The organism is Paenibacillus sp. FSL H7-0735 (genome assembly GCF_038008505.1).
Lineage (GTDB): Bacteria > Bacillota > Bacilli > Paenibacillales > Paenibacillaceae > Paenibacillus_AQ > Paenibacillus_AQ odorifer.
In genome coordinates this window covers 2,053,595-2,069,366 of the sequence record NZ_JBBOZH010000001.1, presented here as the reverse complement: position 1 = coordinate 2,069,366, position 15,772 = coordinate 2,053,595, and the positions used below count along the sequence as shown (strand labels likewise).

General features: G+C 43.4%; 12 protein-coding genes. 4 read left to right on the top strand and 8 right to left on the bottom strand.

What is annotated here, in order from left to right; all coding sequences use genetic code 11:
- Positions 1-72: 72 nt before the first annotated feature.
- The 7 genes from NSS82_RS09230 to NSS82_RS09200 form a co-directional block, all read right to left on the bottom strand.
- The gene (locus NSS82_RS09230; RefSeq protein WP_081386571.1) at positions 73-2,145 is read right to left on the bottom strand and encodes a methyl-accepting chemotaxis protein; all 2,073 of its coding nucleotides are present in this window, start codon (positions 2,143-2,145) and stop codon (positions 73-75) included.
- 47 nt (positions 2,146-2,192) lie between these two features.
- Complete coding sequence (locus tag NSS82_RS09225) at positions 2,193-3,155, bottom strand: acetylxylan esterase (RefSeq protein WP_143761242.1); 963 nt, start codon at positions 3,153-3,155, stop codon at positions 2,193-2,195.
- Between the two features lie 1,532 nt (positions 3,156-4,687).
- Positions 4,688-5,719: a glycoside hydrolase family 130 protein gene (locus tag NSS82_RS09220; RefSeq protein ID WP_036675546.1), complete on the bottom strand. Its 1,032-nt coding sequence runs from the start codon at positions 5,717-5,719 to the stop codon at positions 4,688-4,690.
- 76 nt (positions 5,720-5,795) lie between these two features.
- Positions 5,796-6,629 (bottom strand): carbohydrate ABC transporter permease, encoded by an 834-nt coding sequence (locus NSS82_RS09215; protein ID WP_036675551.1) that lies wholly within the window; start codon positions 6,627-6,629, stop codon positions 5,796-5,798.
- A 3-nt stretch (positions 6,630-6,632) separates the two neighbouring features.
- Positions 6,633-7,514 carry a carbohydrate ABC transporter permease gene (locus NSS82_RS09210; RefSeq protein ID WP_036675555.1) on the bottom strand — a complete coding sequence of 294 codons (882 nt, stop codon included), beginning with the start codon at positions 7,512-7,514 and terminating at the stop codon, positions 6,633-6,635.
- Positions 7,515-7,642: 128 nt separating this feature from the next.
- On the bottom strand, positions 7,643-9,010 hold the full coding sequence (locus NSS82_RS09205; protein ID WP_076272361.1) for an ABC transporter substrate-binding protein: 1,368 nt from the start codon (positions 9,008-9,010) through the stop codon (positions 7,643-7,645).
- Positions 9,011-9,329: 319 nt separating this feature from the next.
- A complete protein-coding gene (locus NSS82_RS09200) occupies positions 9,330-10,109 on the bottom strand; it encodes a response regulator transcription factor (RefSeq protein WP_076272362.1) in 780 nt (259 codons plus the stop codon).
- A 296-nt stretch (positions 10,110-10,405) separates the two neighbouring features.
- Between NSS82_RS09200 and NSS82_RS09195 the strand changes: the two genes are divergently transcribed.
- The 4 genes from NSS82_RS09195 to NSS82_RS09180 all read left to right on the top strand — a co-directional run bounded on the left by NSS82_RS09195 (position 10,406) and on the right by NSS82_RS09180 (position 15,149).
- Positions 10,406-11,356 carry a glycoside hydrolase family 113 gene (locus NSS82_RS09195; RefSeq protein WP_038569516.1) on the top strand — a complete coding sequence of 317 codons (951 nt, stop codon included), beginning with the start codon at positions 10,406-10,408 and terminating at the stop codon, positions 11,354-11,356.
- A 21-nt stretch (positions 11,357-11,377) separates the two neighbouring features.
- A complete protein-coding gene (locus NSS82_RS09190; protein ID WP_076272363.1) occupies positions 11,378-12,592 on the top strand; it encodes an AGE family epimerase/isomerase in 1,215 nt (404 codons plus the stop codon).
- The gene (locus NSS82_RS09185) at positions 12,592-13,764 is read left to right on the top strand and encodes a glycoside hydrolase family 130 protein (protein WP_076224452.1); all 1,173 of its coding nucleotides are present in this window, start codon (positions 12,592-12,594) and stop codon (positions 13,762-13,764) included. Before NSS82_RS09190 ends, NSS82_RS09185 begins: the two co-directional genes overlap by 1 nt.
- 482 nt (positions 13,765-14,246) lie before the next feature.
- Positions 14,247-15,149, top strand: a complete 903-nt coding sequence (locus tag NSS82_RS09180; protein WP_036675571.1) for a manganese catalase family protein — start codon at positions 14,247-14,249, stop codon at positions 15,147-15,149.
- A gap of 62 nt (positions 15,150-15,211) precedes the next feature.
- On the opposite strand, the gene NSS82_RS09175 is transcribed toward NSS82_RS09180, so the two are convergent.
- Entirely contained in the window at positions 15,212-15,772 is a 561-nt protein-coding gene (locus NSS82_RS09175; RefSeq protein ID WP_036675574.1) for a GNAT family N-acetyltransferase, read from the bottom strand.

Genomic DNA, 15,772 nt, shown 5'->3' with positions numbered 1-15,772 from the left:
AGCACAAAGACCAGTCCCAAATAATTGGAGACTGGTCTTTGTATTGAAAATAATTACTGAGGTTATGCAAGGTTACAAATTAAACTTGGACAGTTTTTCTTGCAACTGCCGGGACGCATGCTCAAGCTGCTCAGACAGCTCCACTAAATGATCACTCACACTTTGTTGCTCCCCGCTAAGCGAAGCCACTTCTTGCGAAGCTGCTGATGATTCCTCTGCAATGGAGCTGATATTGCCCATGGAATTTGACAGCACCTGTTGGGATTGGCTCAAGCTATCCATCGATAAAGCAACAGATTCCAAGCGTGTAATAAAATGACGCATCTGATCCTGTACAGATACGAAGATATCGCTAGTGCTCTCCACTGAAGTCACCTGCTGATTAAAAAGAGGGGCTACTTCCGAGAGAACACCTACGGTCTCGTTCATATCCTTCATAATGGTGTCTGTTATATTAGCCACCACAGCAATGGAATCTTTGGACTGATCTGCAAGCTGGCGTATTTCATCGGCCACTACCATAAATCCCCGGCCGGACTCCCCTGCCCTTGCCGCTTCTATCGTTGCATTTAGAGACAAAATATTCGTCTGCTGTGTAATATTCTGCATAACATCAAGCACCTTCATCACTGATGATGTGGTGTCTTGCAGCTCATTCACTTTCAGCACAAGTTTATTCGTCATATCGCCCGTCTTATTGGTCTTGCCAAGCAGCTCTTTTAACTCATTAAAACCTTCTTCACTAAGCACGCCGATACTATGTGCGGTATGATCCATCTCATGCGTAGCTGAGTTCACTTTGTTCATTTGCACCGAAATTTGCCCCGTAAGCTCGTTGCCCTGGTCCGCCTCCAAAGCCAGGCTGCCTGAACCTCCGGCAATTTCTTCTGTTGCAGCGGCAATCTCTTTGGCGGCCATCGCTGTCTTACGCGATACCCCACTAAGTTCATTGGCCGTTTCCATTACCTTTCGAGCCGTTTCATTAGTATGGATAACCAGTTCTGTGATCCGTTCCATCATCCTATTAAAGGAACCCGATAACTGACCTATTTCATCTCGTGAGGTAATCTCCGTGCGTACTCCAAGATTCCCATCTGCCCCCTTAGACATTAAATCTTTAAGCCGGGTCAAGGGCTTGGATACCATTCTGTACATCCAGTAACCAATTAGAATGGCGACAATAGCAGCCACCGCAACAATAATATATGTAGTTTTTAGAATACGAAGTGCGTCTTTCGTAAGATTCTCAGCCGGAACAACACCAAGCAATCTCCAGCTGGAGCTTTCCATCGTCCCATACACAGCTAGTATGGATTTCCCTTTCTCATCCTTCGTTGGCAATGACCCCGCCTCATGCTCCAAACCATGAAGAAGGGTCCCTCCCAGACTGAGATAAGTATCTGTTCCTACTTGCTGGGACGATGCGATCAATTCATCCTTATCCGTCAGCAATTGCATGTAAGAGCTGGGTCCGAGATCAACTTTACGAAGCTGATTTTCTAATTCACTAATTCTAATATCACAGATAATTATGTATCCCGGGCTTTGTGTATCCCCAGCTATCGATTGTGCCAAATGAAACATACCCGAAGTATTTCCTTCTTGTTCTTGTACTGTCCGGGGAATCCACAGTGTTTGTGGTTCCTCTTCAAGCTGCTTGAACCATGATGATTCTCTGAATTCCTTGATAAAAGCGTTGTCTTTTGATCCCGCTGAAGAAGTGGGGACTTCCTGATTCATCGGGATGAGGTATACAGCTTCTACCCCCTTTGATGCGGTCAGCCAGGCATTCAGCTCGGCGCTAATCTGGTTAGACTGCAAATTACGTTCCTCATTACTTGTAGTGGGATTATTCCCTTGTTTGAGTGCATCCTGAATCTCATTGTTGTAAAGAATTCTTCCTAGGCCGTCCTCATAACGCAATAATTCAACATCAAACTTCTCTGCAGCTTGGACGACTGTCTGTTGATTGGCTGACAGCGCGTTATTCTCGATCGTTTGCTCAGCTACGGAATAGGAAATGTAGCCAAGTGAGAGAACGAGCACCATTGTTGAGATGAAGAAGATGAGAAAAAGCCGCACCCCAATCGATTTGGCAGGGTGCAGCTGGAAATGCGCCTTTTCTTTTTTTGCTTGCGACTTCATCAATTGTTCACCACCGTTGTCTTCAGTTATGCCTGCTGGCTTATCTCTTACAAGGTCATGAACAATTCCAACGCCCGATCGGCAAGATATGGTAAATACTCATGACCGTACTCATAATAAACCATAAGCTCTTTGGACGCTAGTATTTTATTGTATGCGGCAAATTGAGTTGAAGGTGGACAAATCGTATCGGATAACCCGGTAACCCACAGTACTTTAGCCTGAATTCTTTCCGCAAGATTCTGAATATCGATATAGCCAAGCCTATTAAAAATCTCATCCTCACGCAAATGATGGGGATCAAAAAACCGGAAATAATAGTTGATCTCCTCATAAGCTGAGGTGGTAATATCCAGTTCCCAAGCACGTTTATAATCTGAAAGGAAGGGATACACAGGCAAGGCTATTTTTAAGCGAGGCTCTAATGCTGCACAAGCGACAGTAAGTGCTCCACCTTGAGATAGTCCAAAGGCACCTACACGCTCAGGATCAACTTCATCCATAGACATCAGAACTCGGGCAGTCTGTGCCGTATCCAAAAACACATTGCGATAATAAAGGTTATCTGGATTAGGATCATCCATCCCTCGAATGATATGTCCACGTATCGTGGTGCCCTTTACGGTAAGATTATCTTCGGAGAGGCCGCCCTGTCCGCGACAATCCATCGCCAGGACGCTAATCCCGTGGGCAGCATAAGCCACCTTCTCCATCCAATCCCCGCTGTCACAGGAGTACCCATGGAACATCACTACACCGGGGCCTCTTTTATGTACGTTTTTCTTCGGTCTTACATATTTGCAATGGATTCTTGCACCGCCAACACCGGTAAAATACAAATGAAAACATTCCGCAAGTTCACTGACAAACTCCGCCGGCTCCAGCTCATAATCCAGTCGCTGTGCATCCAGATCACGTAATGCCCGCTTCCAAAACTGCTCGAAATCACTCGGCTTTGGACTACTTCCGTTATATTCCCTTAACTGTGACAAATTCATGTCGCTTCCCAAAATAATGATCCTCCTTAAGTTATGTAACGATATTGTTCACTTGCTGTTCGTAACCGCGAAGCATCATTGGAGTTACTATGCTAGATAGAAACGGAAAACCCCATATGGGTTTTCCGTTGATGTATGGATATCTACGAGGGGGTAGTTGCGATGGGATAGTGAGATGGGATAGTGGGATGGGATAGTTGCGTTTTCTGCGACTGAATAGTTTAATTGCAGCTCCGAGGCTGGATAGTTGCACTTTGTGCAGCTATTACAGCTGAATATGTGTGTTTTCCCTCTTAGTTGCACTTTGTACAACTAAAAAACAGTAAAAGGAGCTTTTGGAGGTTACTTGGCTTATATAGTTGCACGAAGTGCAATTATATCGCCTAGTAACCAAAGAAATGTTAGTTTAAGTGCACATAGTGCAACTATTTACGTCGGAGTCTTAGAGTAACTAAGCAACAGAGTAGCAGAATCACCAACAGATCCACATTCACCACTCACTCGCTGCTTGCCTATTACCTTCACAACTAATCATATTCTACGTACCTATAACCTTCTTTTTACCTCTACAACCCCTCACATTCCACTTATCCGCTATCTTCTTATTACTTCTACAACTAATCATATTCCACGTACCAACTACCTTCTTATTACCTCTACAACTACTCACATTCCACTTATCCGCTATCTTCTTATTACCTCCACAACTAATCACATTCCACGTACCTACTACCTTCTTATTACCTCTACAACCACTCACATTCCACTTACACGCTATCTTCCTCTTACCTCCACAACACCCACATTTTCCACCTTGCCCATTAACTTCTTTATAATCGGCACAGTAACAGCTTCTGGCTGGATAGTTGCACTTTGTGCAGCTATTACAGCTGAATATGTGTGTTTTCTCTCTTAGTTGCACTTTGTACAGCTAAAAAACGGCAAAAGGAGCTTTTGGAGGTTACTTGGCTGATATAGTTGCACGAAGTGCAATTATATCGCCTAGTAACCAAAGAAATGTTAGTTTAAGTGCACAAAGTGCAACTATTTACGTCAGAGCCATAGAGTTGCACTTTGTGCAGCTATTACAGCTGAATATGTCTTTTTCCCCTTTTAGTTGCACTTTGTACAACTAAAAAACAGTAAAAGGAGCTTTTGAAGGTTACTTGGCTGATATAGTTGCACAAAGTGCAACTATATCGCCTAGTAATCAAAGAAATGTTAGTTTAAGTGCACAGAGTGCAACTATTTACGTTAGAGCCATTGAGTAGCAAAGCCATGGAGTAACCAAGCCACATAGTAACTAAGCAACAGACTGACAAAGCCGCCAACAGAGCCGAATCCCCCCCCTCACCTGCTACTTATCTATTACAAGCAATATTGAGTTGTTCTGTTGCACATTCTGCAACAGAACGGAGGCCGCACATGGCAACCTCCGCACTGAGCACACTTAACAACACCAATCCCAACACTTCTTTCGAACTCTACGCTACGCAATTCTCCGGACAAGCAAGCTCCCTGCAAATATAGGTCATTAAGTCCAATTAGATTTTGCCTAAACCTGCATCATCGCCAACCTCTTCATGAGTTTCGATGACATAGTTGACGATTTCATTAACCGTTGTATAAGCAACGCCTACATAAGTATCAGCAGCGCCATAATAAATGGCGATACGGCCGGTTTCTGCATCATGCAGTGTGGCACATGGGAACAGGACGTTATTCACAAAACCTCTTTCCTCATACCATTCTTCTGGCGTTAATACAAAGTTTTTCGAGCGATATTTTACTTTCGAGGGCTCATTGATATCCAAAATAACCGCCCCCATGCTATACACAAGACCGTTGCAGGTTCCAGTTACGCCATGGTAAAACATCAACCAGCCTTCAGTAGTTTCAATCGGCGCTGGTCCGCCACCAATTTTGACACTTTGCCACCAGCCTTGACCACCCTTGGTCATTACATGGCGATGTTTTCCCCAATATACGAAGTCAGGGCTCTCACTAAGGAACACATCACCAAATGGCGTATGGCCACTGTCACTTGGACGGGACAACATCACGAAGTTATTGTTGATTTTTCTAGGGAACAGTACGCCGTTCCGGTTGAATGGCAGGAATGGGTTTTCCAAGCTGATAAATGTTTTGAAATCTTGTGTTTTAGCTACACCAATAGCTGCGCCGTAGAAATCTGTACACCAGATAATATAAAATGTATCTTCAACCTTCACCAGACGTGGATCGTAAGCATAACGCGGCTGATAAGGATTACCTTCTTCATCTATAAATCGGATCGGCTCATCATCAATTTTCCAATCCAAACCATCCACACTATGTCCCATACGCAGATGCGGACGAGTCGTGTTATCTTCTACACGAAATACACCAATAAAACTGCCTTCATACGCAGCAACCGCACTATTGAAAATACGGGCTACACCTTTTGCAGGATTTCTTTTGATAACCGGGTTATCATTATGTCTCCAAATCGGATTCTCGTAGCCAGCAGGCTTTTCTTGCCAAGGCATGTTCGGGATGTTAATTGCACTTGCTCCAACCAATTTTACTTCACTCATTAGTATTCCCTCCAAATGTATGCAACTTTTCAGTATGCTATTTTATCTAGTACTGTTATTAAATTTACTGTTGAACTCACTTTACAGAACCTTGCGAAAAACCATTGTAGATATATTTTTGCAAGGCGGTAAACACAACCAATGTAGGTATAATTGCGATCATAATCGCCGCACATATTACTTCCCACTGCGATCCATATGGACCTTTAAACTTAAAGAGTGCTGTGGAGATCGTTTGCAGATCTGTTTTCGGCATATAAAGGAAAGGGGTGTAAAAATCGTTATAAATATTAACACCCTTCACAATCACAACAGTTACAATCGCTGGCTTCAACAGTGGCAAAATAATTCTCCAATAAATCGTCCAATACGAAGCTCCGTCCAGCATCGCGGATTCATCCAGTGACTCGGAGATCGAATCCAAAAACTGCATGAAGATATAAACAGCGATAATATCCGTGCCCAAGTACATAACAATTGGTGCCCATCTGGTATTAAATAATCCCAAGTGATTGATAATTTGGAAAGTAGCCACTTGTGTAGTTACGCCTGGAATCAGGGTAGCAATCAGGAACATACTAATTAGGATCTTACTGCCTTTAAATTTGAAGCGCGATAAAATATAAGCCATCATCGAACCCGTCAACGTAGCACCCGCAATAGAAATCACAACGATAATGACAGTATTTTTAAAACCGAGCAGCATTTTCCCGTCTACAAAAGCCTTAGTGTAGTTGGAGAAATTCAACCAATTCTCTGGCAGCGTTAACGGTCCGGTAGAAGCATATTCCGTTCCGGTCTTTAATGAAGCGAAAAACACGACCACGATAGGTATCAAAGCTACAAGTGCTCCCAAAATCAAGGTGAGATATTTGAATATACTAGCAGTGGTATATTTTACAGAATGCATAGTTTATTTCTCCTCCTTGATCAGAACGCGCTGCAAAATAGTAACTATGATAACAATACCCAGCAATACCACGGCCATCGCCGATGCCAAACCAACCTTGCTGTATTTGAAAGCTACATCGACCGTCTGAATAACGAATGTACTACTTCCGTTTGATCCGCCTGTCATGACGTATGGAATTTCGAATACCCCAATGGCGCCACTAACCGCAAGAATCAAGTTCAATTGCAGAATACGTTTAATGCTTGGCAAAATAATATGCATAAACTGATGCCATCTGTTTGCACCGTCAATTTCAGCGGCCTCATAGATATCCTTACCGATAGAAGAAATAGCTCCAAGGAAAATCAGGAAGTTCATTCCCATGTATCTCCACAGTGATGCACCTGCGAGCGAGAAGTTAATCAAATTAGGATTCAGTAGCCACTTCTGCTGCAGACTGCCAAGCCCAATCAGATTAAGAATCGTATCTAGCGTTCCATCTGGTTTGAAGAAGAAGAGAAAGATAAAACCGATCGCTACACCGTTTAGCAAGGTCGGGAAGAACAAAATCCCTTTAAACAAGTTTTTCATGCGAACACTAAAGCTTAAGATGGTTGCAAAATACAAGGCAAGTGCCATCTGAATAAAGGTGGTAAAGAAATAATACAAGCTGACCTTAAACACAGAAAAATACTCAGGTTTTGTAAAAATGGTCTTGTAGTTTTCTAAACCGACATATTCCATATTTTTGCTTAATCCATTCCAACTGGTGAAGCTGTACCGAAACATACTGATGACTGGATAATAAGCGAATGTGAGCAGCAACAATATCGGCACTAATGAGAATAAGATGATGATAGCGATTCTTTGATTTTTATAACTCAAATTTGAAAACTTAAACACCCGATACACCTCCAGAAAAAGCATCCTCATTTATTTAAGACTCGTTTAAATGTGAAGGGGGAAATGCTTGTTAGCATATCCCCTCCCACATTCACTACCGCCTATAGCATCTAAGAAGCTTATAGTTGTTACTGTACTGTGACTTTAGCGCGAGCGGCTTTCCACTTGTCGTTCAGGTCTTTCATGATGTCATCATAGGATTCTTTTCTGTTGCCAATCGCTGCTTCAATAATCCGTTTCTTGAAGTCTGGCTGCCAAGCACCGATCTCAGCTTGTTTGTCGATTTCATCAGACCAGCCTTCTTCACCAGCTTTAGCAGGAGCAAGAGTATCAAAGGTTACATCTGTACCTTCATATTGTTTCAGGATTTCCGGAAGCTCTGCACCGATAGCCGGGCTCATACCGCCGCCTTCAGTTGTAGGGTAGTTAGATTCGTTGATGAACCAATCCACCCAAGCTCTAGCTGCTTCTTTGTTCTTACTGTGAATGCTGACACCCAGATTGTAGTCACCAGCAAGCGGCACAAGGATTTTATCCGCATTGGTTGGGAAAGGCATAAATCCAACATCGTCTGGATTTGTAGCCAGGCCTTTGATTTGGCCAATCGCCCAAGATCCAAGCACCATAGTCCCAATTTTTCCGTTGGCTAGATCAGCTTTGGAAGATTCCCAGTCTGTTGTAGTTGGATCTTCTTCAATCAAACCTTTTTGTGCTGCATCGTACAGAATTTTGTACAATTCATAGTGTGGTTGACCCGCTACATAGTTGTCGTCGCTAGCCACTTGAGCAATGTTCACATAATCACGGTCACCAGCTACTGTAGCCAGATCCGCTTCCCATTGTGTCAATGTCCAGCCTGCTGCGTAATTTGTGTAAAGAGGAACAGCTTGTGTTTTGTCTTTAATAGTCTGCAGAGCAGTCAAGAATTGTTCAGGGGTTTTGGGAACCTCTGTAATTCCGGCATCTTTGAAGACTTGTTTGTTATAGATAATGCCGTTAAAGTTGATGGTCATCGGAATACCATAGGCAACTCCGTCTACTGCACGTTCTTCCAGCCCTGTGTATTGTTTGCTCATTTCTTCAAGCTTGCCAAGGGGTTCGAAGAAATCAGGAATATCTTTTACAGCTATGCTAGTAGGTAACAAAAGAACGTCGCCATAATCACTAGTGCTCATACGAATTTTAATTTGGTCTTCGTAAGTAGCGAGCGCTTCAAAGTTCACCTTTACATCAGGATATTTCTCATTGAATTTAGCCGCATACTCTTTGAATACGGTATCAACAATATCTGTTCTTTGCGTTATGACTGTGATATCCCCTTTGATATCCTTAGCTGCTGTACCATCAGCTGGAGCAGTTGCCTCTGCTGAAGAACCATTGTTTCCTGTGTTTTTAGCAGCTTCATTGTTAGTGTTGTTGTTTGAGGAACAACCGCTAAACAATCCCGCCACAAGTGTTAGTGCCATCAAGCCCATCATTGTTTTGCCTTTTTTCATGCTGTTACGACCCCTCTCTTCAATTCAACTCTAGTTTTAGGTAAATAACAAATATAATAACTTTTATCATCACTTATAAATTGAAAGAGTAGTCATTAATACCGGATTATCTGAATTACTCTTAAAAACAAGTGATGATATCGCTTACAAACCCATTATAAATCTATTTTCGACGCAAAACGATGGTTTCAATTGCTTTTTCTGGTCTTGTATTTGTTATTTTTGTTTTACTTATAATAATTTTGTTATCTAATTTATAAAAATATCTACAAAAAAAGAGAGCTTTTCGCCCTCCTAATAAATAGCTTCCTATATATGCCTAAAACTCTCGTTCAATTTTTGGGAATTTACAGCCGCTTTTATAATCCTTAGGTGTCATACCACACATTTTCTTGAACAATTTATTAAAATATACCGGATCGCTATAACCCACCTTCTCGGCAATTTCATAATTCTTCAGGTCAGGATGCTCCATTAGCAGTTCCTTAGCTTTAGAAATTCTAATCCGAATCAGATAGTCTGTGATCGTCTGCCCCGTCTTTAATTTGAACAAACGGCTAAGATAACTCGCATTCATGCCCACCATCTCCGCTAGGCGTTCTAGCTCGAAGTTCTGATCATACTCTCTCTCCAGAATGCCTTTTGTCTGCTCAACTACATAATGTTCCCCACCATCCGCAGCTTGTGAGAAAATCTCCTCATGCTCCGTCACGTTCTTTTTCTTTACATCCTCTACTCTCTTAAGCAGCTCATATAGCTGAGTCTTATCAATCGGTTTAAGCAAATAATCCATCACCCCATGGCGGATCGCTCGACGGGCATATTCAAATTCACTAAAACCGCTAAGGACAGCAATAGGTATATCCTCCATATGGTCTCTAACCTGTTCAATCAGCTTAAAACCATCCATTCTAGGCATTTTGATATCTGTAATAAGCAGATCTATATCCTCTCGGGATAACTTTTCTAAATGTTCCCAGGCTTCCAACCCGTTTCCATAAGATCCAATTACATGTACGTCTATTTGCATTCTGGATGTGATTTTTTCGAGCCCCCTGCGAATGACTTCCTCGTCGTCCGCAATCATAACATTTATCATTTAAGTAATTCCCTCCAGTTGTATCCGCCAGTTATTATGATTGCGCTATCATCACGAATAGTATCTCCCCATGCATTACGTCAATGTACGATTGCGCCCTTTTATAGTCTTATATTTACTATAACTAAAGTTATTCAAATTTCCCAGCTCCAACTACAAATTGTCCTTGAAATCATCTACGAAAAAGTATATAACTAAATTAAGTTGTTATTATAAACTAACAAAACAATAATAACTATCTAACAAAATTAAGTTTGCTAATTTATCTATTTCCATTTGTAAAGTGAGGATCCTCGATGATGTTAAACAACGAATACATTGCAGGCGTAACCTGGGGTTTCTCAGGTAGACGTGGTTCATGGACAACAAAAGAAGCTGAGTGTTCGCTGGAATTAATGTCCTCTGTCACCGGAGCGAACTGGACGGCCATCGCGCTCAGTGCGCTTCAAGCTACCGCTCATTCTACGGAAATTCCCTACTGGGAGGCTCCAACCGTTAGCGACGAAGAAGTGAAATGGGCTATCAGCAAAGCGAAGTCACTCCAGCTAAAAGTATGCCTGAAGCCGATTGTTAATTGTGCTGACGGAACTTGGCGTGCCCATATTAACTTTTTTGATAAGGATGTCCCTTGCGAGCCTAAATGGTCTGAGTGGTTCAGCTCTTATACTAAATTTATTCTGCACTATGCCGCTATCGCTGAGGAAACAGGCTGTGAAATGTTCTGTATTGGCTGTGAGCTTGTACAGACGGATAGACGCGAAGCCGAATGGCGTTCGCTTATTGCCGAGGTGCGGAAGGTCTACTCAGGTATTCTTACTTATAATTGCGATAAGTATCAGGAGGATAACGTAACCTGGTGGGATGCGCTCGATGTGATTTCTTCAAGTGGGTATTATCCAGCTAGTGATTGGGAGGCTCAGCTCGACCGGATTGAGCAAGTGGTGAGCTCACAGAATAAGCCGTTCTTTTTCATGGAAGCGGGTTGCCCAAGCCGGAGCGGGAGCGCTGCGATTCCCAATGATTGGACCTTAAAGGGCGAACCAAGTCAAGAAGAACAAAGTAAATTCTATCAGGCAATGTTTCAAGGCTGTGAGCACAGAGATTGGGTTCAGGGCTTTATGCTCTGGGATTGGCCTACTCATCTTTATCCAATTGAAGAAGCAGCACAGAATGATGATTACTGTATGTACGGTAAGCAAGCCGCTGGGATCATCAACGAATATTTCACCTCAAAAATCACCAAATAATGTGAGGAGTGACTGATTACAATGATTAATTCACCAGAATTATGGTTGACCCAACTTGAGGATGAGCTGCAGGATAATATTCTTAGTTTTTGGATGAAACAGACGAAGGACGAAGTAAACGGCGGTTTTGTAGGTGAGATCGACAATCAGCTGAACATTACTCCTAACGCAGAGAAAAGCCTTGTGCTTAATGCCCGGATCCTTTGGTCCTTTGCGAGCGCTTACCGGATCTACGGTAAACCGGAATATCTGGCGATGGCAGAACGTGCTTATACCTATCTGATGGAACACTTCATTGATAAAGAGTATGGCGGATTATACTGGATGGTGGATGCTGAGGGCAGACCTTCTCAAGAGAAAAAGCAGATCTATGGCCAATCCTTTGCTATCTACGCACTGGCTGAATTCTACCATGCGACCGGACGTCCAGAAGTCTTAGAGGATGCGATTCAATTATTCCAGCTCGTTGAGAAATACGGCTATGATTCTATTTATAAAGGTTATGTCGAAGCTTTATCACGGGAATGGCAAATCACTGATAACCTCAGTCTCAGCAGCAAGGATATGAATGAAAAAAAATCTATGAATACCCATCTGCATGTTCTGGAAGCGTATACCGGTCTCTATCGAGTATGGAAGTCGGAGGAGCTAAAGAGCACGCTAACCGAGCTAATCGAAACGATGCTGGATCATATCATTGATCAGAAAGGCCAGCATTTTCATCTTTTCTTAGATGAGGCATGGAATGTGAAATCAGATATTATCTCCTACGGACATGACATCGAAGGAAGCTGGCTGCTGGTGGAAGCTGCTGAAACCCTTGGAGAAGAGCTGCTGCTGCAGCGTGTGCGAACAGTCGCTGTCTCCATGGCAGAAGCCGTTCTTGCGGAAGGTATAGATAGCGATGGTGGGATATGGAATGAAGCTGACCCAAGCGGGCTCCTGAGCAAAGATAAAGATTGGTGGCCGCAAGCTGAGGCGGTTGTTGGATTCTATAATGCTTATCAGCTGACTGGTGACAGCAAATTTAATGAGGCTGCCCAAGCCTCCTGGACTTTTATCGATAAATACATGGTGGATCACAAGCTCGGTGAATGGTACTGGGGCGTGGACGAGAACCTTCAGCCCCTGCCTCACGGATCAAAGGTTAGCGCCTGGAAATGTCCTTATCATAACAGCAGAGCCTGCTTCGAAATGATCGCACGACTGAAATCAACTATAAAGGAGACTGTCTAATGTCATCATTATTCCAAGAACGCAAACAACAATTAACAGAACGTTATGAAGCCCTGATCGCCCGCAAGAACGAAAAGCTTCCTTATGGAAACGGCATTTATGACCGTTATGCTCATCCACTGCTAACTGCTGAGCATGCGCCCTTAATCTGGCGTTATGATTTTAACCCAGACACCAACCCTTATTTTGCCGAAAGAATTGGCGTCAACGGCGTCTTCAACCCGGGTGCTATAGCACTGAACGGCAAATTCTATCTTGTTGCTCGCGTTGAAGGCAATGACCGCAAATCTTTTTTCGCTGTAGCAGAAAGCGACAATGGCGTAGACGGCTTCCGCTTCTGGGATCATCCAGTTGTGCTGCCTGAGACAGAAGTTCCTGATATCAACGTCTACGACATGCGCCTCGTAAGCCATGAAGATGGCTGGATCTACGGCCTCTTCTGTACAGAACGCAAAGATCCAGAAGCTCCACATGGTGACCTTTCTAGCGCAGTAGCACAGTGTGGTATTGTTCGCACCAAAGATCTGAAAACCTGGGAACGTCTGGCCGATCTCAAAACAGGCTCTGCTCAGCAGCGTAATGTCGTGCTCCACCCTGAATTTGTAGATGGAAAATACGCCTTCTACACTCGCCCACAAGATGGCTTTATCGATGCAGGTTCCGGTGGCGGTATTGGCTGGGGACTCTCGGATACAATTGAAGATGCCGTAATTACTAGTGAGACCATCATGGATGAACGCCACTACCATACCATCAAGGAAGTTAAAAACGGCCAAGGTCCGGCTCCAATCAAAACTGCAAAAGGCTGGCTGCATATTGCTCATGGTGTACGCAACACAGCTGCTGGACTCCGATACGTGCTATATGCTTTCTTGTCTGATCTGGATGAGCCAAACAAAGTCACTCATTCACCTGGCGGTCATTTCATCGCACCAGATGGTGAAGAACGTGTCGGCGATGTCTCCAATGTCGTGTTCTGTAATGGCGTGATTGCACGTGATAACGGTGAAATCTATATTTACTACGCTTCCTCCGACACTCGTATCCACGTGGCTACAACTACCGTTGACCAAATGTTAGATTATGTGCTGAACACTCCAGAGGATCCACTTCGCTCTTATGCTTGTGTACAGCAACGTATTGCTCTTATTGACCGTAATTTAGCATTGTAAATAAGGTTTCATAAACCCTAGAAATCAACAGAGCAGCGATTCTCCTATTATTGGAGGATCGCTGCTCTGCGTTTTAATCATTCACTGTTTGCTTCAAGCGAATATCAATCATCTAAAGTATCTTAAGGACTCAGATGACGCTATTCACATATATTTAGCCTTTAAAGTATGTTTTCGGACTCCAACGACGCTATTCCCTGAAAAGAGGTCCATTTGGGGCGTTTTCTAGGACGATAGCTGCTCTGGAGTCCGTTAGTATTGCAAATATCGGATAATACTGCATATAGGGTCAGCTGTGTCCGTTAGCGGGTTACTATGCGTATTTGATTGCGTATTTGATAGTATTTGCAGTTTGCCTTTTCGACACAAAAAGCCATTTACATGACGCACATCCATACTTTTCAACCCATTCATGAGTAATTCCTATAGATTAAGCTCAAAATAGCTCAGTAACCCCTAACCTCAAGGAGGCTGAGATATTAATGTTCAAACGTATGGATGAAATCATGATCGAGATTCCTGAAGTTGAGAAGCCCGATCCCAATGCTGCTGCCGCTGTTCAGGAATTGCTTGGCGGAAAGTTCGGAGAAATGTCGACCCTTAACAATTACCTCTTTCAATCCTTTAATTTCCGTTCAAAAGACAAACTGAAGCCCTTTTATGATTTGGTGATGAGCATAACAGCGGAAGAGCTTGGCCACGTCGAGCTGGTTTCGCATGCCATCAACAAATGTCTTCGAGGGTCAACAAGTTATAAAGAGCCCGATTCCACCCCTCTAGGGTCCGCAAAAGATGCGCGTCTATCCTATCACTTTCTGGCTGGTGCACAAGGGGCTATGCCTTTTGATTCAACGGGGAACCCGTGGACCGGAGCAAACGTATTTAATAGCGGCAACCTAGTGGAAGATCTGCTACATAACTTCTTCCTCGAATGCGGAGCCAGAACACATAAAATGAAGGTCTACGAAATGACAGACCATCCAGCTGCACGCGCTGTAGTCGGATTCCTTTTAGTCCGTGGTGGTGTCCACGTGGTCGCTTATGCCAAAGCAATCGAAGTGGCAACAGGTGTTAATGTAACTAAGCTCGTGCCGATTCCTTCGTTAAATAATAAATCATTCAGTGAAGCAAAAAAATATGAAGAAAAAGGCGTGCACACCAAGCTATACACCTGGAGTGAAAGTGACTTCGGCGCCATCGATCAGATTTGGAAGGGAACCCACCCGGAGGATAATCTTCCGCTTGAAGTCATTCAGGGAGCCCCTAAAGGTTTTCCGATCCCCGTTGCTCCGGCAGTCGAAGAGGAATTCGCTCCAGGAATCTCCCCCGAAGACTTTAAAGAAATTGCCAAACGCCTCAAAATGGCTGGAAATATTACAGACTAATATTCATAGTGAATCTGGTGAGGAAGTTACTTACAATCTTCCTTACCGTAGATTCACTTTTTTTAATTGTACAAACTGCGGAACTCCTCCTCAAGCATGGACATCAGAATCATGTTATGAAACTCTCCGTCTACATAAAGAGCATCCCGCTCCACACCATCGCGTTGAAAACCAAGCTTCTCATAGACATGAACGGCTCTGGGGTTAAAAGTATATACGCCGAGATGGATGCGGTGCAGCTTCAAAGTTTCAAAGCCATATCGTAGCATTTGAGTCATAGCTTCAGTACCGTAACCCTTACCCCGATGTTCATGTCCACAAATGCCGATTCGGATATTTGCACTACGATTGTCCGGATCTATTTCATTTAGTACCACTTCTCCAATGAGCTCACCCGTGTCCTTTACTATAATCATAAGATCTACACGATCCTCGGCTGGAACACTAATCTTACGAATCCAAGCTGCTGTTTGCTCACGGGAGAAATCTCCTTGTGATCCTGTTAATTGCCCCATCTCAACATCAAGCAAAAAATTATAATAAGCCTCCAGATCGGATACTTGTACACCTCGTAGTTGAATCTGTTCGCCTTCAATCCTTGGCATGACAACTGGTTCTGTCAT

What these genes read in the sequence shown, in the direction of transcription:
- NSS82_RS09200 (WP_076272362.1), bottom strand. Translation starts at nt 10,109, where the DNA reads ATGATAAATGTTATGATTGCGGACGACGAGGAAGTCATTCGCAGGGGG.
- NSS82_RS09190 (WP_076272363.1), top strand. Translation starts at nt 11,378, where the DNA reads ATGATTAATTCACCAGAATTATGGTTGACCCAACTTGAGGATGAGCTG.
- NSS82_RS09215 (WP_036675551.1), bottom strand. Translation starts at nt 6,629, where the DNA reads ATGCATTCTGTAAAATATACCACTGCTAGTATATTCAAATATCTCACC.
- NSS82_RS09220 (WP_036675546.1), bottom strand. Translation starts at nt 5,719, where the DNA reads ATGAGTGAAGTAAAATTGGTTGGAGCAAGTGCAATTAACATCCCGAAC.
- NSS82_RS09185 (WP_076224452.1), top strand. Translation starts at nt 12,592, where the DNA reads ATGTCATCATTATTCCAAGAACGCAAACAACAATTAACAGAACGTTAT.
- NSS82_RS09180 (WP_036675571.1), top strand. Translation starts at nt 14,247, where the DNA reads ATGTTCAAACGTATGGATGAAATCATGATCGAGATTCCTGAAGTTGAG.
- NSS82_RS09175 (WP_036675574.1), bottom strand. Translation starts at nt 15,772, where the DNA reads ATGACAGAACCAGTTGTCATGCCAAGGATTGAAGGCGAACAGATTCAA.
- NSS82_RS09195 (WP_038569516.1), top strand. Translation starts at nt 10,406, where the DNA reads ATGATGTTAAACAACGAATACATTGCAGGCGTAACCTGGGGTTTCTCA.
- NSS82_RS09230 (WP_081386571.1), bottom strand. Translation starts at nt 2,145, where the DNA reads ATGAAGTCGCAAGCAAAAAAAGAAAAGGCGCATTTCCAGCTGCACCCT.
- NSS82_RS09205 (WP_076272361.1), bottom strand. Translation starts at nt 9,010, where the DNA reads ATGAAAAAAGGCAAAACAATGATGGGCTTGATGGCACTAACACTTGTG.